Genomic DNA, 22,484 nt, shown 5'->3' on the forward strand with positions numbered 1-22,484 from the left:
ATCTAGGTTGTGAAAGAAGCGCTTTGACCTGAGCAGTAAGATGGAAAATCAGAAAATAGCTCCTCATATTTTTTGATTTTCTAGCTTAATGTTGAAGGTCAGCTTCTTGAACACCGTTTATCTAGGTTGTGAAAGAAGCGCTCAGCACTGAGTAATAAGACAAGAAAATCAAAAATGGCTTTTTCATTTTGGATTTTTTTGTCTTATTATTGAAGTGTTGCTTCTTGAACACCGTTTATCATAGGTTGTGAAAGAAGCGCTTTGACCTGAGCAGTAAGATGGAAAATCAGAAAATAGCTCCTCATATTTTTTGATTTTTCAGCTTAATGTTGAAGGTCAGCTTCTTGAACACCGTTTATCAGTTTGTAAAAAAGCCGTTCAATACTAACTGATCAGAGAAACATCTTGATATGGTATAATGAATAATGGATAGCGTTTAGTAACGCGTACGTTGATTTTTCATCATTTAAAGTTCAACGAAAGGTTGCTTTTCCTATATTATTAGAGCAAGAAAGAAAGTTATACTTGGCTTTTCACTTAGCTCAAGGAGGTTTCATATGTCATTAAAAAAATATAGCTTTTTTAGCATTTTTTGTTACGGGCTAGTATTTGTCTCGCCTTTACTTCTGACATCTGTCGGACTTGTAAATTCAACGTCAGGTTTGATTAATGCGACAACAGTTGCGTATATCTTAGGTGCAATCATTCTGTGGTTCTTGTACTTCAAACATAAAGAACCAATCGAAATCGAAGCAAACGTACCGGTTGCTTCTCGCTCGAAAATCATTTTATACGGAGTCGTTGGTATCTTTATCGCTCTGATTTTACAAAGTATTGCGGTTATGATCGAGAGTTTCTTTTTTGGAGAAGTCTCTCCATCTGAAAATACGCAAAATATTATCCAACTGATTTTAGATACTCCTGCTTTTATTATTGCTACAACTATTGCCGGACCAATCATGGAAGAATTTGTATTTCGTCGCAGTATTCTTGGCATCGTTGGTCACTATACCAACTTTTGGGTAGGTGCAAGTGTTAGTTCCTTGCTCTTTGCATTAGCACACAATGATGGGCATTTACTCGTCTACTTCTTTTTAGGATTTTTCTTTAGTTTACTATACCGATCCACTGGGCGGATCTGGGCACCAATGATCACCCATATTGGTATGAACACTCTAGTTGTCATTGTACAATTGGCATTGCAACAAGGTTTACTGTAATATAATAAAAAAGCCTGTGACTTTCATCATCAGGCACTCCCTATAATAAAATAAATAGCATTCAGGAGGTAACTCCTTACGAAAAAAGCGGTAAAGCCCAAAAATTCCTTCAAATTTTCGGACTTTACTGCTTATTTTTATGAGCCAATCACTTCCGTCACAACTGATTGATCAAATTGAAAATAATTCTGTTGCAGCATCCGGGTCAGTGTCGTACACATTGAAATCATATCCCACACCTAGATCTTTTTCCTTAAGAATATTTTCCATAGTCAAATGGGCCAATTCTTTCATATTGTTTTCTTTACTTAAATGGCCTAAATAGATTCGTTTTGTACGATCGCCAATTACATCAGTCATCACTAACGCACCATCTTCATTCGATAAATGACCACGATCGCCTAAAATACGTTGTTTCAAATTCCAAGGATAAGGCCCCATACGCAACATCTCTAGATCATGATTGCTTTCCATCAAGTACCCATCAGCATTTTCAATGATCCCTCGCATATGATCACTACAATAACCTGTATCCGTCAGCATGACAAATGAACGATTCTCTTTGTGGAAACGATAAAACTGTGGTGCAGCTGCATCATGAGAAACACCAAAACTCTCGATATCTAAATCGCCAAACGTTTGGACTTTCCCCATCTGAAATAAATGTTTTTGTTCAATTGGGACATTTCCGATCATCGGAGCCATTGCTTCCCATGTTTTTTCATTTGCATAGATATCTAAATGGTACTTACGCGCCAAAACACCGACCCCATGAATGTGATCTCGATGTTCATGTGTCACAAGAATACCGTCTAATTGATCGGGCGTCCGACCGATTTGTGCCATTAAGGAAGTAATTTTTTTCCCACTCAGTCCTGCATCTACCAGAAGTCGCTTTTTGTCACTCTCGATATATAATGAGTTTCCTGAACTCCCACTTGCAAGGATACTGATTTTAAAAGCTGTATTTCCTTCAGCCATTTTACTACTACTTCCCTTCTTACTTTGTAAACTTTTTTCATTATACCTACTTTTTTAATGATCTTCCACCTTTGGGATCGAATTATTTGTAATAATCGTATTACTAAATGCGTTGACCGTTTCAATCTGATAAGTCTTATCCGGCGTTTCAATTGCGACATACCACACCGGTACATACACATTTTTCTCTCGTACTTTCAAAATACGAGAATAAGCCAGCTGACGCCAAAGGATATTCGATCCTCGAGAGATTTTATTATTTACATACAATGTATTAATAGCTTCTTCTTCCGTATGCAATTCTGTTTTTTCTCGCAACTGTTCAATATTCGTTAAATGGGTTTGAGTATACTTCAAAATGCGATACTCATCCCCCTTTTTTTCGAGGGAGAAAATAAGTTTAGCTGTATCATCATAGAATGGCAATCCTTCATACGTTTGGCTCGCTGTGATTTCAGGAGAATCACCTTCTAACACAGAGAAATTTTTCATATAGATATACTCATTACCAAATAAAACATCTTCCTCGTTATCCAAAAAGTCATTGAGTGAACTTGCTATGCGATTTGGATCAAGGACTTTGCTTTCAGATTCAGAGTCCGATAACGTTTTAGTCAATATATTATCATTGATGGAAACTCCACTCTCTAATAAACCACGTCGATTATTATCTTGGCGATACTTGAACAACGTTTGACTCAGTTCCGTTTCCTCCGCACTTAAATAGTAGCCTTGCTTACTTTCAGAAGAGAAATCACCCGTATAAGTAATATCATCATTTGCTAACCGTTTTTTGATTGATTCTGTCTGATCTGAGCGTATTACCGTATGCTCTTGGTTGATCGATTCATGATAACTACTAAATAAAAAAACATTCAATCCTAGAAAGGCGACGAAGAAAATCCATTCAATTTTTTTGAAATCCATAGTTACTCCGCCTCCTTCTCAGGTAGTTTGGTCAATAATTCATTTGCAGAATACCATTCTCCTTGATATTTCACATACCACTCTGGGAATAGATCAACCACCCGATTCGTTTCTTCGATGTTTTGCCATGTATAGCCAACAATAATCAACTCGATTTTCGTTTCTTCTGCCCCATTATCTACTAATTCCTGATATACATCGTCGGTGCTAGGCAACTCGACTTCTTCATCTGAAGGAATCGGGACTTGGATGGTATTTAAACTCGTTTGAATACTTACTTGATTATTGACTTGCTCATTACCGATTTCGATTCCAACTTTTCCTTTACTGCCTGAACCAAATACGGGAAATCCTTCTACAAAAATACGATAATCGATTGTATTCTTATTACGATCAAAATATCGAACATTGCCTAACGCGCCACCTAGTTTGCTGACATAAGGAAAACTGTCCGTAAAAATATTGTTTGGTTCATCAATCGTCGGTAAATCTCCTCTAAAATCGACGATCTGATTTTCTGAATGGATCGTCATTGTTTCATTGCCATCATAAAAAATCAATTCCGTACTTTCATCATTGTTTTTAACCGCATCTGGCTGGGAAAAAAAAGCATTCCGAAAGACGGTGTATGGTTGCTGAGATAAGATATAACTGTATTTTTTTAGTTTCATTGGTTCTTTGATACTGTGCTGTGTTTCAATACTTTCTGGCGTTCTGAATACAGGTGTCCAGTTGACATCTGAAGAATTCAAATCATGTTCAATTTCTTTCCAATCCATCGATAGACTGGCTTCGTAAATCGTCCGCTGATCATAATCAATAAAACTAACTTTTTCGTCTTTTAGATCAAATTGGACACTCGTAAAATAGACATCTTCATTTTGGACTGAACCTAGATCAATATTCAAACCAAATGCTTTCACATAGCCACTGAGTAGATAAGGTGCGTTATAAGAGAATTCGATTCCTTCATTGAGAGACTTCTTTTGATTGAACTTCTCTTGGTCTGCTTCCACGACTTCTGTCAGCTTGCCAAAACGAGCACCTTCGATCAACCCATGTATTTGAGAAATCAGGTTCTCACTATTCGTTTCTTTCACTGTATCTGTTTGAAACCATGTGAGGTGTAAAGGCAAATAAATTTCTGATGCTTTACGATAGCTTTGTGATTCAATCACTTGTGAATTGCTCTCTTCTAAGTTGATTGAAGTTTTCCCTGCTGGACTCAACCAAATTGCATAAGAGAAGTACAGGCTTAATGCAACCATCAAGATCAAACCAATTCGTATAAATTTTTCAGAAATCTTCATTCCCACCATTCCTCCTCATACGGTTCATAAGGTAAAGAAATATAGAAGGTTGAACCTTGTCCCTCCTTACTTTCTGCCCAGATTGCGCCACGATGTGCTTTCACTACTTCGCGAGAGATTGCTAAGCCTAATCCTGTTCCACCTTGCGCTCTAGCTCTTGCTTTGTCCACTCGATAAAAACGTTCAAATACACGATTCAAATCTTTTTTAGGGATACCTAGCCCTTGGTCTGTAATACTTAAAATCACATTGTTATGTGTTTCAAGCAACCGGCAGGTGATTGCTCCCCCATCGGGTGAATATTTGATTGCATTGTTCATGATATTGTCAATAACTTGAATAATTTTATCTGTGTCGATCTCGACCCACAGATCTCGTTGCGTAAATTCTCGACGGATCGTATAATTTTTTTCTTGATTACCAACCATCATATCAAAACGATCTAACACAAAATTAACGAGTTCATTAAAATTGACATATTCTAATTGTAATTGAGTATTCCCCGTATCCATGCGAGATAGATTCAGTAGATCATTGATCATGCGGATCATACGATCGGTCTCATCTAAGGTCACTTTTAAAAAGTTCGGTGCGACTTCTTCGTCCTTCCAAGCACCCTCACTCAGTGCTTCGATATAACTACGCATACTTGTTAAAGGCGTACGCAACTCATGGGAAACGTTCGATACGAACTCACGACGTTCCCGTTCTGTTTTCTCTTGTTCCGTTACATCATGTAAAACTGCAACCAACCCACTGATAAAGCCAGATTCTCGACGGATCATCGAAAAATCGACGCGTAAAATCATCTGGTCAGCTTCTCTCGCTCCAGTGGATCGATCTAAAATCATTTCATTCGGATCTTCTAACAGTTTTCGTAACGTATATTCTTCTTCAATTGCTAAAAGAGTCAAGATTGACTGTCCGATTGCTTCTTCTTTTTTCAAGTCTAATAATGAGACAGCCATATCATTGATCGTAATGATCTTCCCACGACGATCGGTTGCAATAACACCATCTGTCATATGTGACAAGACGCTATCTAACCGATTTCGTTCAGCTTCCATCGTATCCTGCGCTTCCTCGATCCGTTCTGCTAGTTGGTTGAACGTTTCAGCCAACTGACCTAATTCATCTTGACCATGGACCTTTACTTTACGGCTATAATCACCACGCGCAATGCGGATCGCTTGCTCACGCATCTCACCGATCGGTTGCGTAATGGAACGTGCGACCAGAACAGACACAACCATTGAGATAAATGCAGCAATTAACGAAGCCGTAAAGAAAATCAGTGCTGTATTATTGATTTCTGAATATTTTTGTTCGATATCACTTTTGACGTAAAGAGCCCCGATGACGGCGTCGCCGGTCGGGGACAAAATCGGTTGAATATTGATATTTACTCGTTTTCCGTCATCATCTAATGCGACATATCGTTTGGTTGTAAAATCATTCATATCGACGTAATCATTCTTTTTGCCGACTGAACCTTGTTCGCTTACCTCTGTCGTTGCTCGAATGATGCCTTTTTCATCCACGACACGGATCTCAATGATATCACTTGAAGCACTGGTCTCAATAAAACGCTTGATATTCCCATTGACATCATCGATAGTCGCACTTTCATTGCCTTTCCCATTCAGTTCTGGACTGATCGTTGTCGCTAATGTTTCGACTGTTTGGTTCATATCTTTGATAAAGGTATTGATCGTTGAACGTTCCAATCCTCTAATAAAATATGCACCTATAATTTCAATTGAGATCAGTAAAATCAAAATAAATGTAATAGCTATTTTGAAGTTTACTGATCGAAAAAAACGGACTTTTCCTTTCATCCAATTACTCCTGTTCTTGATTACGCAAGTAATACCCTACGCCTCGGCGTGTAACTAAATAGCTAGGATGACTTGGATTATCCTCGATTTTTTCACGCAAACGACGAACGGTCACGTCTACTGTACGAACATCACCAAAATAATCATAGCCCCAAACGGTTTGTAACAAATGTTCCCGTGTCATGACTTGACCAATGTGTTTTGCTAAATAAAAGAGCAGTTCAAACTCACGGTGAGTCAATTCAATCGTTTCGCCACGTTTCGTCACCATATACGCATCGGGATGGATCGTTAAGTCCCCAATGATCAGTTCAGAAGGTGTGACTTCTTCCACTTCTTTGGTAGCAGAAGCGCCACGTCGAAGATTTGCTTTCACACGTGCCACTAATTCACGATTAGAGAACGGTTTGGTCACATAATCATCTGCTCCCAGTTCCAAGCCTAACACTTTATCGATTTCAGAATCCTTAGCTGTCACCATGATGATCGGCATATCAAACGTTTTTCGTACTTCACGAGCCACTTCTAAGCCATCCATTTTTGGTAACATCAAATCTAGTAAAATCAAATCAGGTTCCACTTCGGCTACTTTTGCTAAAGCTTCTTCCCCATCATATGCTGTATAGACGTCATAGCCTTCTTTTGCTAAGTTAAATTTGACGATATCCGAAATCGGTTTTTCGTCGTCGACAACTAGTATTTTTTTCATAAAGAGCCACCTCTTAGTTAGTATTGTCATTCTGTTCTATTATACCGCATTTCTTATCAGGTTTCATCTTTCTAAAAAAATAGGAGGTTATTGATAAAAATTGCATGATTGAACAGGCGGATTCAGATTCCTACAACCCTCCACGAATACCACTTGTCGCTTATCAAAGTATGCAATTAGATGATTATAAAAATAAACCGCTAACTCGGAAAAGTTATAGCGGTTTATTCTTGCTTCATTGACTAAAGATCCGTATAGGGTAGCTCAAATCAAATATTTCATACATAAAAAACTATTTCGATTATTGAGAGTCACCAGAAAACATGCCAGTGATCGAATCCCATAAGCCACTAAAGAACCCTTTGATATTTTCCCAAAGCCCTTTTGATTTTTCTTGAATTTGCTTGCTCGTCTCAGTCAAGTCTAATTCTTTCACGAAGTCTTCAAAAATATTTTTATCTTTCATTTCACTCATCAACGAAGTTATTTCTGTGACTTGATCGCTTGTCATTACATCTTCTAGTCCATTATCCTTTAGAGCTTTTTCTACTGTCGTTTGAATATCCGCTTGTGTCAGTTCTTTGCCGTCAGCAGTCTTAGCTGCTAATTCTTCTTTCGCTTGCTCCTGTGCTTTATTTAATGCTTCATCGGAATAGCCATCTTTGTCTTTGTTTTCTTCTGTGATAGACGATAACACATCCATTTCATTTTGGGCGACTGATACTCTATCCTGATTGATGATTCCACCAGATTCTTCAACGATTTTGTACACACCAGCTAAAGCACCTGAACCATCGATTGGTACTGCAGATGCGACCGTCAATTTTGCATCGGTGATCCCAGCTGTTAACGCTGCATTTTGATACTGAGCGGCTGTGATTCGTGTGATATTTTCTGGTGTCGCGATATCAACAGTGATCCCTTCGCCTTCAGCGAGCGTCTGCATACGTACAGAACTGTAAACTGCCCAGTCTTTGGTAAATCCACCGTCAGGAATATAGGACATCAAGTCTGTACCGGACGTTTTATAGATCGGTGTTTCTCCTTTGATCCCTAATTTATCTAATGTATAAGTTTCTTGTTCTTTCGTTAACGCATTACCGATTGCTACTGCATTGATCTGTAACCGTTCACTAGAGCTGGTTGTCGTTGTTGAATCGGAAGAATCCGTAGCAACTGTCGAGTCGACCGTTCCTGAAATTGGGACAATACTTTGCGTTGTTGCTGTCTCGTCTGCTAATACGATTGGTGTTGCTAGTAAAACTTGGCTTGAGACCAAGAGAGTGGCAATAAGTTTTGTTTTCTTCATACATAACCTCCATGTAGCTGTTTTCTGTTTTAAACATTGTACTATAAGGTCTATAAGATAACCTACGCCTCAAGGCTGATTTGAAAAGAATCTTATACTATCTTTTAAGATTACGAGTGTTTTCTTAGCTATTCCAAACTTTTTAGACTTTATCTTTCATCAAAAAGCCCAACCTCCGAATGTATCCGAGTGTTGGGCTATCTCCTTATTCTTCTAAGTTTCCTAGTTTCCCATTTGTATGAATCGATTTTTAATAGCGTAATTGTAATAGGATCGGCGATTGATTTTCTAATACTTCTGTTTCGGCAAAGATAACTTCTCCTCCGTAACGCATGACTTCATAAATGATTTCATTGACGATATCTTCGACGTAGCCTTCGTCACTCGGTGAGATATCTACTAATTTGACTTGATGATCTCTAATCACCGCCTCTTGATAGTAAGCGTGATCCACAATCAATTTTTGCCCTTTTCCTTTAATTACTTGTCTGTAGATGTTGGCTACATCACGCTCTATACGCCCTTGGTTTTCCATTCCTACTATAGTGTGTAGTATCGTCTCTTTTTGATGACGAATGTATTCGTGAATCACCTGATTTGCTTGCTCTCCTATTGCCAACTCATTTGCGCCACTATCAACTGTAAAGTTCCCATAGATTTCTCCAACAATCCGTTCATCTTTATGTGAAATCTGTTTATATGTCGCAATATTTTCTGTTGTTCCAGCTAAAATGATTGGGTGTGGATGACGATTCAAATAAGGTTGTAACTCAGAATCAATCCATTTGAAGAACTCTTTTTTGTAATTCGTTTGAACACTTCCCATTGAATTCAATACGCGGTCTTTTGTCCAGTAGCCTTTATTCCTGATTGGGAAATGTGCGTCTTTCACTTCTTGTATCAGCGTATCATCTACATATTCTAGTAGACGTGAACAATCTATCCCAATCGTTAACACATAATAATGGTTCATTTTACTTTCACTTCGTAAGATTTCTTTTGTATGGAAATACGCATCAATAACAAATTGACTCTCCAACACAAATGGTACTTCGATTTGTTCATTGACGCTTGGCGAAATAAAATAGACAATGCTTCCTCTTTTATGCGTAGGTTGAAAGTCTTTTAACACTTGATCGATTTTACGAATCATTGTTTTCGCCGCTGTTCCTTCCCTTTCTTCCAACTCTAAAATAATCTGTTTTACTAGATTTTTTAACACTAGTTTATATTTTTCAGCACTTTTTTCGTCATTTGGCATCCCTAACATGATCGTTACCGCTGGATTTTCTCTGTGGGCACTTAATTCTAAATAATTCATTTTTAAACTCCTTCTTTCTACCTAAAAATAAACTGGCATAGTGATCAATCGATATGATCCGCATTTCTATGCCTACTTTAATGATATTGGTTAGAGCGATTCTAAGGTCAACCTAATTTTTTATACCAAATCAAAAATGCCGGAATAGTGTTTTTTCTTCTCCAAAAACTCTTGAAGCATGTTCCATTAAATTCAAAAATTAAATTTCCCCATAAAAAATCCCGCCCCAGAGAAGTCAGACGAATATCTAACTTCTAAAGAGCGGAATTCTATTTGCGATTCTTTTAGTGTCCACTATTTTTTCTAATTATTTTAGATAAAAAATAATGCTGTTCTTTGATGATCACTTCGCTTCGATCATATTATGGTTCAAGTATTTGCACACCGATCCCTAATAAACCTGGGCCAGTATGGACCACCAATGCCGGTGAGATTTGTCCAAAATAAATCTCTTGGACATTAGGGAATTCACGTTCAAAACGAGCCTTCATTTCAATTGCTTCTTCTTCCGCCGCACCATGTGCGACTGCCAAGTTGAAGACTTTTGCATCCCCGACAGCTTCTTTCACATAGGACATTGTCTTGTCTAAACTTTTCTTTCTGCCTCGTGCTTTACCTACTGTATAATAGATGCCCTCTTCATTACAAGAGATGATAGGATTCAATTTTAAGGCATTTCCTAAAATTGAGGCAACTAGACCGATACGTCCGCCTTTTTGCAGGTATTCAAGTGTTGCTACATTGAAAAAGACTTTCGTTCGTTCAGCTAATGCAACTAATTCATCGATCAGCGTGTCCCATTCCATGCCATCTTCGATCCATTTTGCGGCTTGGATTGCTGTAAAACCGGCGCCAATACCAATATTTTTAGTATCTAATACATGTGTTTGGATTCCTTCTTGTTCTTGTGCGACAAGACGAACCACATTATTCGTTCCGCTCAAACCACTTGAAATAGTGATTGCTAGAACTTTATCATAGCCATCATTTTTGATTTGATCAAAAATCTTAGTGATTGATTCTCCATCAGGTAACGAGGTACCCGGAATTTCCTCAGGTAAACGCTTATAAATCTCTTCAGGAGTAATATCGACTTTATCTGTATATTCTCTATCTTTATAAATGATTTTCAAAGGGATCACATAAATATTGTACATATCGATGATTTCTTGTGGCACATCTGTTCCTGAGTCTACTAAAATCGCAATCTTATTCTTCATTTTCTTTCTCCTTTTTTGCCTCTTGTAAATATTCGCTTTCTAAACTGATCGTTTTTTCTGCTAGTAGCTTCATTGCAAAAGAAATCGTCGCTGAACGTACAGCAACATATTCTAATGGAAGTTCTTGATTCAATAATTGTTCATGTTGTTTTCCTTGGGCTAATTGACTGACCATTCGTATCGCATTTTCTTGTTCATCACAAAAAAGATTATATGCTTCACGGATGCCCACTGTTTTTCCTTGAAACAAAATTCCTTCTTTGATTTCAGGAATCGTCAACACTTGTTTAAGCGTTGTGATAGCAATCAGAAATGCCACATGTTGTTTGTTGTATCGCTTTTTGATTGGCGCCGGTACTAAACCTAGTTTCACATAATTATTAACCATTGAAGAAGTTAACAAAGGATGTTTTTCTCCTTGGATAACTGGTGATAAATGACGATCTACTAGTGTCTTGACTTGATCCATGTATAGCTCCAAGTCTGGAAGTTCTTCCCAATGTGGTAAACGAAATGTTTCGATACTGACAGCCCAATCAATTAATTGCTGGCGCATTTTTTCCATTATGAAAGCTCCTTTAATGTTCTCATTAATATCTTATCAAAGTTTTCAAAAACATTCAATCTAGTTACTCAAACTAGATAAATTAATAACAAAATCAAACATCGATAACAAGCGTTTAAACGATGCTTGTTCTAGATTCTTCTGGGAATAAAAAAAGACCCGCCATTTTCATGGCGGGAAAAGGAGTAAAAAAATGAAAAAGTGTTATGGGTTGTTCTTTTGCAAGAACTTTGTTGGTTGGGATACGTTTATCATAACGGTCATTTATGAATAAACTATGAATGAATTTCTAGGAAGTAGTAAAGTTTTCGTAGATTTTTTATTGTACGTGCCTTGCATTTTAAAATGCTTAGTGCTACTATAATAAAGTACTTTTTCATATGGGCCGTTAGCTCAGTTGGTAGAGCAGCTGACTCTTAATCAGCGGGTCGCGGGTTCGAGCCCCTCACGGCCCATTGGGTGCCAAACCCACGTCACCAGTACACTCTTGGCTACTTCAGTAGTTTGGAAAAGAGTGTGCGTGGTGGCATTTTTTTGTGCTCGGAAAACTTCAAGCCTTCAAAAGTACTAACAAAATAGGCCAATAGCTATTGATTATAATCATTCGTGTCTTCTTTTACGAACCCTCCAACAGTGTCAGATCATTTCTTTTCTCTTTTTTCCTTTTAAATGATTTATATAAATCAATAGAAGCCCTACAGCTATAAATGCTGAACTAACAAGAAACATATTTTGTAAGGATAACGACCTCATTAATATTTTATTGATTAATAAAATGCTAATCACACCAATCTCTGTTACAAAAGAAATCGTTGCTAAAATAGAAGATTTTTTTTCTTCATAAGTGATGATCTCGCTTTCCAGCGTAAGTATCGAGCTACTAACAATTCCAATACATACCTCAACAAGAGCAAAAAGCACGATAGAAAGCCAACGGTTTTCAAGAATACCCATTCCAAACAAGGAGAATGATAAGATGTACAGTGTACCAATCAGTATCCTATTATTTGATTTAATACTTTTCGTTAATTGTGAATAGATCTCACTTCCCAAGACGACAGAAATCATACTTAATGTGAATACTGTGGATAGGTTGAAATTCAAACGATTAACATAAAAGATCGACCAATAAACTAAAACAAATTGTGTTGCCCCTTCAAAACATAGCGAAATAAATATCGCGTATAAAACATTTTTCTTGAGTAAAAAAGAAATATCTATGGATTTAGGTTTACGTTTTTTATGTATTCTGGGATTTAAATTAGAAAAATCATTATATTTGATCCAGCCATAAATAAATAGCGGATAGCAAAGCAAGCCCATAATAGAGAAATACAAAGGAAATTGATTATCGATTTGAAAAAGCGAAGTACCGATGTTCCCTCCCGCTAGAGTTGCAATATTTTGCAATGCCGTTCTTCTCCCCATTACTTTCTTCTCAAGTCTGATATTATAATGATTCTCCAAGTCATTTGTATATGCTAGTACTGCCCCTGAGTTCATAGCTAATCCTATACCATAAAGAAATTCAGCTAATGAAAATCCAATAAGATCGTTTGAAAATAAAATAATACAAAAACTAGATGCAATCACTACTGAAGAAATAATAATGATTTTTACTCTTCCAATTTTATCTGCCAAATATCCTGCTGGTAATAAACCCAGTAAAATCCCTATATTTTGAAAACTCTTTATAAGACTGATATTGTTATCTATCACACCAAAATTTGAGTAATAGAGAGAAAAAATCCCTGACATTGAGCTTCTAAACAGGGTAAAAAACAGCGTGAAAACAATGAATGTAATGGCTATTCTCTTTTTATTCTCCATGCGTCAACTCTCCATATTCATGCTCACTAGCACACCGATAACTAAACTCGCCATTATAGTAAGGGATAGATTTAAGTAGTCACTGGATTGATTTAAATAAACTTCACTATCATTTATGTCTTCCATACCACAAGCTCCTTTCAATTTTAAACAAAAAACCGGCCTAATATTAGCCAGATGTCATCTCCTAAAATTAGATAAACATCAAACAATGTGAGAAAACCTTTTGGATCTGTCGTTTGTTCTTTGAAACTGCCCCCTTTCTTCGTGATCTATCCAATCAATTAACTATGGCAGCATCTCAAATTGAATAAATACATTATAACGTAAGATTTTATATATTTTGCAGCTTTCTTCCAACACTTTTATTTTTATAGCTGAACAAAAATCTTTATCCGCTAACAGGTGGTCATATCTGTCAGTAGTGATACAATGATTGTATCTACCCTATTTTCTCAATTTACCTCTTATCGGTTGATTTAGTAAAATTTGTATATTTTAATGAGTACATAGCAAAGGAGCGATTTTATGAATTGGTTTGAACAATATAAACAAGACTTTGGGTTTAAAAGCAACTACCAATTGAGTAAGAAAACTGGGATCACCGCTAGTAGCTTTACACGTCTAAATCAATCAGATGACTGGAACAGTGTTAAATTTGGCACAATGATCTTATTAGCTCATGCAGCTGATTTATCACTTGATGGATTCGTTGATTATTTACAGACAAAAAAAGAGTCTTCTGCCAATTAAATGGTTGAAGGCTCTTTCTCTGACATCAACTCACTGGGTTTTCATGCTTGTAAAGCAATCATTTTTTTGATGGTATGGAGCACCGCATCTTCATCATTCGACTTTGTCACAAATTGTGCAACTTCTTTGATTTGCTCAAAGGCATTGCTCATCGCAAAGCTGTAAGCTGCACGTCCTAATAATTCGACATCATTTAGACCATCGCCAAATACCATGGTTTCTTCTGGTGTGACGTGGAGGATTCTTTGCAATTCTGCCACTGTTGTTCCTTTATGGACATTATAATTTGAACTATCGGTCCAAGCGGCTTCTGAAGCAACGATATAGGCTTTTTTTATTTTTTTCCAATTGTCTGACATGTTCAAAACAGTTCTTTTGCGGATCAAACACGGTGATTTTTACAAAAAAATGACTTTACCGAAACAGTTTTTGTTTCAGTAAAGTCGATTTTTTTTATTTATTTAGTTTTTCCAACTAGCAACTTTTTCTTGGTTCTTATCGATCCATTCTCTTGCTGCTTGTTGTGGGTCTTTGCCGCTGTTGATTTCCAACATGACTTCTTCCATGTCTTTTTCTGTCCAATTGAATTTGTCCAACACAGCGTATGCTTCTGGTTGATCTTCTTTTAAGCCTTGGCGGACGATCGTGTGGATCTCTTCCGCATCTCCCATCGCATTTTTTGGATCTTCTAGATATTTCAAGTCATACTTCGCAAACATCCAGTGTGGCGTCCAACCAGTAAAGACGATTGGTTCTTGATTTTTGATTGCTTGTCCTAATGCAACCGTCATCGCACCTGAAGAAGAGGTCTCAACTGTCCAACCCTCAAGATTTGGATATTGGGCAATCGTATTTTCTGCGGCATTCACCACACCTGCACCAGGTTCGATACCGGTGATTTTTTTGCCTGCTTCATCGGTTAGATCCGCGATCGAATTAACATCCATGTATGTTGGAACAGCTAACCCGACTTTGGCACCTTTCAAGTTTGCACCTAGATCATCGACTTGATCTTTGTATTGTTCATATTGAGAACCATGAGTCTTAGGTAACCAAGCAGCCACCATTCCATCTGATTCTCCTTTTGCAACGGATTCCCACATGATCGAATTATCAAGAGGCGTCACTTTCACATCATAGCCCATCTCTTTTAAGACTTCTGCTACGACATTTGTTGAAGCAACTTCTGTATCCCATTCCACATAAGAAAGATTGATCGTGTTTGTTTCTTTTGTTGAAGAACTAAAACTTCCAACACCGATCGCACCTAATAAAACAACGACTACTGCACCAATGATCACTCCTTGGCGCTTTTTATTTTTTTGTTTCGCAGTACCTGCTGCTTTTTGATCATTTGGTTGATTCAAGTGTTGCGTAAAACGGTCAATGATAATGGCTAAGATCACCAATGCTACCCCATTGACAAAACCATTTCCGACTTGTGCACGTTGTAAAGCAGAAAGGACACCACGACCTAAACCAGGCGCTCCGATCATTGAGGCAATCACGACCATTGAAAGAGAAAGCATAGTTGTCTGATTGATCCCTGCCATGATCGTTCCTTTTGCTAGTGGTAATTCAAGTTTCACTAGTTTTTGCCAACTCGTACTACCAAATGAATCAGACGCTTCTACTAACTCTTTCGGTACTTGGCGAATACCTAGGTTCGTAAAGCGAACAGTTGGTGGTAAGGCAAAAATCACTGAGGCAAACACCCCTGGAACCATACCAATTCCGAAAAAGGCAACCGCTGGAATCAAATAAACAAAACCAGGCATTGTTTGCATAAAGTCAAGGATCGGTTTAATGATTCCTTGCGCTTTATCATTTTTTGCCATGAGAATACCAAGAGGTACACCAATGATGATCGAGATCACACTCGATAGTAAAACCAATGTGACAGTATTCATCAAATCTGTCCATAGCCCTTGATTATAAATGAACCATAAGCCAATCAACGTAAATAATGTCAATCCGGGACGTTTTTTTGAAATAAAGAACGCTGCAACTGCCATTAAAAGAATAAATAGTGGTGCTGGTATCACTAATAAAAGATTCGTGATAGCTGTCATCACTGCTTGACCAATCGTTTGAAGGAATGAGAACAGTCCTGCGAACGTTGTTGTCAACCAATCAGTGATCGTTTCGACCCAGTCAGCGACGGGTATTTGATAGTTCAATAGATTATTCATGTTCGCTCACCTCACTTGTTGCTGCTAATGCTTCGATTACGCTACCTCGGATAATAACGCCTTTTAATTTCCCGTTATCAACCACGGCTAATGGAGTCGGCGAATCATAAATAATATTGAAAATATCACTAACTAACATATCTTTACCGATCACGGTAACATTTTCATCAAGGAAATCGATCAATGGACGTTTTTGACGTCTTGCTTCTAATGCTTGATCTGCTGTAATGATCCCTTTTAAGTTACGTTTTCTATCAACAGCCATCAACATGCTGACTTCTTCATTACGCATACGTGTCAATGCAACGTTTGGACCATCTGATTCGATGTTTGTTGTTAGTGCAGGAACCATGATGTTTTGCGCCGTCAAGACTTTCGAGCGATCGACTTCTTCAACGAATTCTCTCACGTAATCATTGGCTGGATTAGTCAAGATTTCTTCCCCAGTACCGATTTGCATGATTTCTCCGTCTTTCATCAATGCAATGCGATCCCCGATACGCAATGCTTCATTTAAATCATGTGTGATGAAGATGATCGTTTTTTGCACATTGGATTGTAGTTCCAATAATTCATCTTGCATTTCACGACGAATCAATGGATCAAGTGCTGAGAAAGCCTCATCCATCAATAGGATCTCTGGATCATTTGCCAATGCTCGGGCTAACCCTACACGTTGTTGCATCCCACCAGATAATTGACTAGGATATTGATCTTTAAAGGATAACAAGCTTGAGTTCTCTAACGCTTTTTCTGCTTTCGCTTGACGTTCTTCTTTAGGAACACCGCGAACTTCAAGACCGTATTCTGTATTTTCTAAAATCGTACGATGTGGGAATAGACCGAAGTTTTGGAACACCATGTTGATTTTGTGACGACGAACTTCGCGAAGTTCTTCTTTGCTAAGTGTTGAGATGTCTTCTCCATCAATCAAGATATTGCCAGATGTTGGTTCAATCAAACGATTCAATAGACGGATCAAGGTTGATTTCCCACTCCCCGAAAGTCCCATGATCACGAAGATCTCACCTTCTTGTACATCAAAACTCGCTTCATATACACCGACAGTTGCGCCGGTTTTTTGTAAAATCTCTGTTTTCGATTGGTGCTTTTTCATCATTTCCAAAGCAGTTTGTGTTCGTTTACCAAATATTTTCGTTAAGTTTTTTACTTCTACTTTTACCAAACAAATTCTCCTTTGTATGTAAATTCATTTTTCTTTCTGAAAAAAGTGACCACACTACGATAACATCATGTAGTCACTTTGTCAAAATCCAAGTATCTGTATTATTAGGGAAACTACACAAAAAAATGGTCAATCCCTTATCAGTATAGGGATTGACCAAAATTAGAATTAAATGAGATTTTTCTTATCCGCTCGTTCACTGTCCATCTGGATAAAAAAAGTTTGTCATTCGTTGCAGCGTATACTCGTTCCCAATAAAGTGGACAGTATCCCCCGCTGAAAATTTAGCATACGGACCAGGCGAGACCAACAGTTCTTGATCGTGGGAAATTGCAATCACTGTTGCACCAGTGGCTTGCCAAATATTCAATTCGCTGATGGATTGGTTTAAGTGAGCCGCTTCCTCTGTCAAAGCAAGTTCAAAAGGCAGAAGTGGGTTCATCTTATGTATTCGTTTCGTTTGACTCACCAGTTGATCCAATAGTTGTGAAAAATGGTTCAATTCTTCTTGTTGTTTTTTCACGCTTTCCATGATTTCTGCTTTTGTTTCTTGGATCGATTGCACATCTTGGTATTGTAAAAGGAAATCCTTTGCTTTTTCTTTAGATGCTACAAACGCACCACTGCCATGACGGACTTCCATGATCCCCAGATCGACCAAAACATTGATTGCTTTACGAGTCGTCTCTGGCGAAGCGTTATACGTGCTTGCTAAAGTGGATCTTGCATGGATCTTCTCGCCGATTTGATAACGATTTTCTACGATTCGTTCAGCCAAATCAACAGCGATCTGTTGATAACGTGGGCGAACCAGTTTGGTTTTTTCACTCATTTTATTCTTCCTCTTTCATCTACTTGTCAGCTAACATCTTACTATGGACGCTTCAAAGAAGCAAAAGTAAACTGGTTTTATTTTTTTCTTCTATACAAGAAATCCGGTAGTTATCAGTTGATTTCCCAAACTAAACAGTTCGTATCACTCACTTCGAGAATAAAGCGACAACCACGAAAATCAAAAAATTTTCGTGGTTGTCTTTTTGTTTCTTGCGCTAAAAAACAAATTTCATTTAACTTGTAAATTTTTTCAAATAGTCACTACTTACATCAAAATGACGGCTAGGAAATTCTGGGAAATAAAGATCACTTGCCCACTGCCAAGCTGCTGTATCTGTATGCAAAGGATTTTTATCAGAAGGATCGTAGGGCCACTGTGCAACCCAACAATTTTCTTTTCCTAGACGTGTCATATCCAATTTGTTTTCGGTGAACCAAGAAGCACTCGAATAATGGACGACGTTTTGATAGCCCCCCTGTTGGATCGCTTTTTGGAAAACCAATGCATTATCTGTCACTTTGTCCACGTTCATCTTTGGATTTTCGCTATCGTTGACAACAACAGTTGACGATGGCAGGTTCAACTCTTTCATATAATCCAATAAAAACTGAGCTTCCCCTTTTGTGTCAGCTTCTTCATTGAACCACGCATAATGATAGACACTTACTTTTAGGCCTGCCGCAACGGCTGAAGCAATCTGTTCAGGAGCAAGCGGATTTTTATACGAGTCTCCTTCAGTCAATTTTATGACTACCCCTTTAATGCCGTAGTTTTTCATCGTTTGAAATTCTTCACTCGATATCTTGCCATTATTGGAAGATATGTCAATAAAATCTTTAGCTGGTCTGCCTGGTTCTGCAGCGGAGATTCCTGAATCGTCTGTCAGACTTCGAGTGAATGACTCTGAGAATTGGCTGCTGCTACCTAACACATGTTGATTTTTTTCAGTAATCGTAGGTTTGATTGGAATCGAAGTTGCCTGTGCTGTTCCTCCAACGTAAACTAGTAAAGTAAAACAAATAACACCTACCCATTTGACCATTGTACGCATCCTGGATCGCTTCCTTTTATTGAATTTTCAAAGCATCAACAAGACGTCCTGTTGGCTCTATTTAAACAAAAATCTAGGAATAAAAAAACAGATAACATGACAATTAACCAATTTTTAAACATAACATTGTTATTAAAAATTTAAAAAATATTGTTAGTTCAATTTTTACAACATTTATCATCTTACTACTATATATAGTGAGCACTCTTTTGACTTTTGCTATTTTGATTCGGGTTTCTCTTTTCGATGATCCTTAGACACTTCATGATCATTTTTCGTTTTGTGAAAAAATTTCTATCTCTAAATGTATAAATACCTTTTTCTTCTGGTTTTGATCTGCATTTATTTCTCTTCTTCTTTCCATCATTTTGCATACCTTTTTCGTTTGTGATTTTTCGATCGAACATTCATTTATTGGCAAGCAAAGGTTAAAAAAATATTTTTTAACGGAGTTTTCCACAAGCATTTCTGTATTAATACAAGCGAATCTGCACGAGATACTTGTTTTCATTGTTTTTCAAAAACCACAAAACATAGTATTCCACAATTTCCACAACACAAGATGTAGTGTTTGTTGATTGACTTTTTTACTAATAGATTTATACTATTGATTATAGAGAAAACACACGAGCAAGGAGGCAAATAATAATGAACGTAAAAATCTTTTCAAAAAATAATTGTATGCAATGTAAAATGGTGAAACGCTTTTTAGCTGAAAATAAAATCGAGTTTGAAGAAGTAAATATCGACGAGCAACCTGAAGCAATCTCATGGTTAAAAGACCAAGGATTCCAAAGTGTTCCGGTCATCACTTCAGACGCAGCGACTGTCATTGGTTTCAGACCAGATCAACTACGTCACTTAGCTAGCTAAGAATCATTCAAACAGTTGTCAAATAGATCGAGGATTTACTTGATCCTCTGCCACCATGGATTTGATGGACTTACGGATATTGTCCGTAACCTCCCCAAATCCTTTTTTACAGCAATGAACACCACTATATCTTGTGGTCAAACACGTATCATCAAAATCAAAAAGAAGGTTGGGCGTATGTATGAGTCTTAAAAATCTAAAAGATGTCAGCTACTTTAAGCTGAACAATGAAATCAATCGACCAGTCAACGGGCAAATCCCTTTAAATAAAGATAAAGAAGCTTTAGCTGCTTTTTTTGAAGAAAATGTCAAACCAAATACGATGACGTTTCCAACAGTGATCGACAAAATCCAGTATTTGATCGACAACCAATATTTAGAAGCAGAGTTCATTCAATTATATAGTAGTGAATTTATTGAAAAACTTTATCAATTCCTATTCGAACAAAACTTTACATTTAAATCATTCATGGCAGCCTATAAGTTCTACTCTCAATATGCGTTAAAAACAAATGATGGTTCTGCCTACTTGGAATCTTATGAAGATCGTGTCGCATTCAATGCGTTGTACTTTGCGAATGGCGACGAAGAACTAGCCTTAGCTTTAGCTGATGAAATGATCCACCAACGTTATCAACCAGCAACCCCTTCATTTTTGAATGCTGGACGTAAACGTCGTGGTGAACTTGTTTCTTGTTTCTTGACTCAAGTAACGGATGATATGAATTCGATCGGTCGTTCGATTAACTCTGCCTTACAACTTTCACGAATCGGTGGTGGTGTTGGGATCACACTTTCTAACTTACGTGAAGCCGGAGCGCCGATCAAAGGATACGAAGGTGCAGCTAGCGGTGTTGTTCCAGTCATGAAATTGTTTGAAGATAGCTTTAGTTATTCGAACCAATTAGGACAACGTCAAGGTGCGGGTGTCGTTTATTTAAACGTCTTCCACCCAGACATCATGATGTTCCTTTCAGCAAAAAAAGAAAATGCAGACGAAAAGATTCGCGTGAAGACTTTATCACTTGGTGTGATCGTCCCAGATAAATTCTATGAATTAGCACGTAAAAACCAAGAAATGTATCTATTCAGTCCTTATAGTGTGGAAAAAGAATATGGTGTGCCATTTTCTTACGTAGATATCACTGCGGAATATGACAATTTAGTCGCAAATCCAAATATCCGTAAACAAAAAATCAAAGCCCGTGATTTAGAAAACGAGATCTCTAAATTACAACAAGAGTCTGGTTATCCGTATATCATCAATATTGATACGGCAAATCGTGAAAATCCTGTAGACGGTAAAATCATCATGAGTAACTTATGTTCTGAGATTTTACAAGTACAGACACCTTCTGTCATCAACGGCAAGCAAGAATATGAAGAACTAGGAACAGATATCTCATGTAACTTAGGTTCTACAAACATCGTCAATTTGATGGATAGCCCTGACTTTGGTCGTTCTGTCCGCACGATGACTCGTGCATTGACGTATATCACAGATGCTTCGGATATTGACGTGGTTCCACCGATCCAAAACGGAAACAAATTGAATCATACGATCGGACTTGGTGCCATGGGACTTCATACTTATTTTGCCAAAGAGCAAATGGAATATGGTTCCGAAGATTCACTTGATTTTACCAATGTTTATTTCATGTTGTTGAATTACTGGACACTTGTTGAAAGTAACAATATCGCACGTGAGAGAAAACAAGTCTTCCATAATTTTGAAAAATCAGCTTATGCAGACGGCACTTATTTTGATAAATATGTCACTGGCGAATTCCAACCAAAATCTGAACGAGTTGCTGCTTTGTTTGATGGTATCTTTATTCCGACTGCCCAAGACTGGGAAAACTTGAAGCAAGCAATCATGAAAGATGGTTTGTATCACCAAAATCGTTTAGCTGTAGCACCTAATGGTTCTATTTCTTATATCAATGATACTAGTGCAAGTATCCATCCGATCACTCGTATGATCGAAGAACGCCAAGAAAAGAAAATTGGGAAAATCTATTACCCAGCGCCTTATTTATCAAATGAAACAATCCCGTATTACACTTCTGCTTATGATATGGATATGCGTAAAGTGATCGATATTTATGCCACAGCACAAAAACATGTGGATCAAGGAATGAGTATGACGTTGTTTATGCGTTCAGAAATCCCAGAAGGTTTGTACGAATGGAAAGAAACGACAAAACAATCCACACGTGATCTAAATATTCTAAGACACTATGCTTTCCACAAAGGAATCAAATCGATTTATTATGTACGTACGTTTACAGACGATGCAGAAGAAATCGGCAGCAACCAATGTGAAAGCTGTGTAATCTAATTTCACTTAGTGATAGAACCGTT

General features: G+C 37.6%; 18 protein-coding genes, 1 tRNA gene and 1 pseudogene. 5 read left to right on the forward strand and 15 right to left on the reverse strand.

Going from position 1 to position 22,484, the window contains the following annotated elements; translation table 11 throughout:
* The first annotated feature begins 557 nt into the window (after window positions 1-557).
* Window positions 558-1,220 carry a CPBP family intramembrane glutamic endopeptidase gene (locus IGJ14_RS11575; protein ID WP_065096053.1) on the forward strand — a complete coding sequence of 221 codons (663 nt, stop codon included), beginning with the start codon at window positions 558-560 and terminating at the stop codon, window positions 1,218-1,220.
* Window positions 1,221-1,391: 171 nt separating this feature from the next.
* On the opposite strand, the gene IGJ14_RS11580 is transcribed toward IGJ14_RS11575, so the two are convergent.
* The 9 genes from IGJ14_RS11580 to IGJ14_RS11620 form a co-directional block, all read right to left on the reverse strand.
* On the reverse strand, window positions 1,392-2,201 hold the full coding sequence (locus IGJ14_RS11580) for an MBL fold metallo-hydrolase (protein ID WP_010736688.1): 810 nt from the start codon (window positions 2,199-2,201) through the stop codon (window positions 1,392-1,394).
* A 54-nt stretch (window positions 2,202-2,255) separates the two neighbouring features.
* A complete protein-coding gene (locus tag IGJ14_RS11585; protein WP_010736689.1) occupies window positions 2,256-3,128 on the reverse strand; it encodes a two-component system regulatory protein YycI in 873 nt (290 codons plus the stop codon).
* A 2-nt stretch (window positions 3,129-3,130) separates the two neighbouring features.
* Window positions 3,131-4,438, reverse strand: a complete 1,308-nt coding sequence (locus IGJ14_RS11590) for a YycH family regulatory protein (RefSeq protein WP_019723594.1) — start codon at window positions 4,436-4,438, stop codon at window positions 3,131-3,133.
* Window positions 4,435-6,276 (reverse strand): cell wall metabolism sensor histidine kinase WalK, encoded by a 1,842-nt coding sequence (gene walK / locus IGJ14_RS11595; RefSeq protein ID WP_010736691.1) that lies wholly within the window; start codon window positions 6,274-6,276, stop codon window positions 4,435-4,437. The genes IGJ14_RS11590 and walK overlap by 4 nt, the downstream gene beginning before the upstream one ends.
* Window positions 6,277-6,280: 4 nt before the next feature.
* A complete protein-coding gene (yycF, locus tag IGJ14_RS11600) occupies window positions 6,281-6,985 on the reverse strand; it encodes a response regulator YycF (RefSeq protein ID WP_019723593.1) in 705 nt (234 codons plus the stop codon).
* A 301-nt stretch (window positions 6,986-7,286) separates the two neighbouring features.
* Entirely contained in the window at window positions 7,287-8,294 is a 1,008-nt protein-coding gene (locus IGJ14_RS11605) for a DUF1002 domain-containing protein (protein WP_195273317.1), read from the reverse strand.
* A 250-nt stretch (window positions 8,295-8,544) separates the two neighbouring features.
* On the reverse strand, window positions 8,545-9,615 hold the full coding sequence (locus IGJ14_RS11610; RefSeq protein WP_195273318.1) for a hypothetical protein: 1,071 nt from the start codon (window positions 9,613-9,615) through the stop codon (window positions 8,545-8,547).
* A 362-nt stretch (window positions 9,616-9,977) separates the two neighbouring features.
* Window positions 9,978-10,835 (reverse strand): DegV family protein, encoded by an 858-nt coding sequence (locus tag IGJ14_RS11615; protein WP_010736695.1) that lies wholly within the window; start codon window positions 10,833-10,835, stop codon window positions 9,978-9,980.
* A complete protein-coding gene (locus tag IGJ14_RS11620; protein ID WP_010736696.1) occupies window positions 10,825-11,400 on the reverse strand; it encodes a DUF1836 domain-containing protein in 576 nt (191 codons plus the stop codon). Before IGJ14_RS11620 ends, IGJ14_RS11615 begins: the two co-directional genes overlap by 11 nt.
* A gap of 382 nt (window positions 11,401-11,782) precedes the next feature.
* Between IGJ14_RS11620 and IGJ14_RS11625 the strand changes: the two genes are divergently transcribed.
* Window positions 11,783-11,855 (forward strand) — tRNA-Lys (locus IGJ14_RS11625).
* A gap of 181 nt (window positions 11,856-12,036) precedes the next feature.
* Here IGJ14_RS11625 and IGJ14_RS11630 read toward each other — a convergent pair.
* Window positions 12,037-13,230: an MFS transporter gene (locus tag IGJ14_RS11630; protein ID WP_195273319.1), complete on the reverse strand. Its 1,194-nt coding sequence runs from the start codon at window positions 13,228-13,230 to the stop codon at window positions 12,037-12,039.
* A 528-nt stretch (window positions 13,231-13,758) separates the two neighbouring features.
* On the opposite strand from IGJ14_RS11630, the gene IGJ14_RS11635 reads away from it, so the two are divergent.
* A complete protein-coding gene (locus IGJ14_RS11635) occupies window positions 13,759-13,983 on the forward strand; it encodes a hypothetical protein (protein ID WP_019723088.1) in 225 nt (74 codons plus the stop codon).
* Between the two features lie 41 nt (window positions 13,984-14,024).
* Here the strand turns inward: IGJ14_RS11635 and IGJ14_RS11640 are convergent.
* The 5 genes and pseudogenes from IGJ14_RS11640 to IGJ14_RS11660 form a co-directional block, all read right to left on the reverse strand.
* A pseudogene (locus IGJ14_RS11640) lies at window positions 14,025-14,388 on the reverse strand (HAD hydrolase family protein); the annotation flags it as partial.
* Between the two features lie 56 nt (window positions 14,389-14,444).
* Entirely contained in the window at window positions 14,445-16,175 is a 1,731-nt protein-coding gene (locus IGJ14_RS11645) for an ABC transporter permease/substrate binding protein (protein WP_104775722.1), read from the reverse strand.
* Window positions 16,168-17,361, reverse strand: coding sequence for a quaternary amine ABC transporter ATP-binding protein (locus tag IGJ14_RS11650; protein WP_019723090.1), 1,194 nt, complete (start codon window positions 17,359-17,361; stop codon window positions 16,168-16,170). The genes IGJ14_RS11645 and IGJ14_RS11650 overlap by 8 nt, the downstream gene beginning before the upstream one ends.
* 196 nt (window positions 17,362-17,557) lie before the next feature.
* Complete coding sequence (locus IGJ14_RS11655) at window positions 17,558-18,193, reverse strand: GntR family transcriptional regulator (RefSeq protein WP_010734320.1); 636 nt, start codon at window positions 18,191-18,193, stop codon at window positions 17,558-17,560.
* 235 nt (window positions 18,194-18,428) lie between these two features.
* The gene (locus tag IGJ14_RS11660) at window positions 18,429-19,247 is read right to left on the reverse strand and encodes a GH25 family lysozyme (protein WP_019723091.1); all 819 of its coding nucleotides are present in this window, start codon (window positions 19,245-19,247) and stop codon (window positions 18,429-18,431) included.
* A 648-nt stretch (window positions 19,248-19,895) separates the two neighbouring features.
* Here IGJ14_RS11660 and nrdH point away from each other — a divergent pair.
* Window positions 19,896-20,120, forward strand: a complete 225-nt coding sequence (gene nrdH / locus IGJ14_RS11665; RefSeq protein ID WP_019723093.1) for a glutaredoxin-like protein NrdH — start codon at window positions 19,896-19,898, stop codon at window positions 20,118-20,120.
* Window positions 20,121-20,301: 181 nt separating this feature from the next.
* On the forward strand, window positions 20,302-22,461 hold the full coding sequence (gene nrdE, locus IGJ14_RS11670; RefSeq protein ID WP_066025561.1) for a class 1b ribonucleoside-diphosphate reductase subunit alpha: 2,160 nt from the start codon (window positions 20,302-20,304) through the stop codon (window positions 22,459-22,461).
* Window positions 22,462-22,484 lie beyond the last annotated feature (23 nt).

The sequence above is a fragment of the Enterococcus sp. DIV1304_2 genome, from assembly GCF_050555445.1.
Taxonomy (GTDB): Bacteria; Bacillota; Bacilli; order Lactobacillales; family Enterococcaceae; genus Enterococcus_B; species Enterococcus_B pernyi.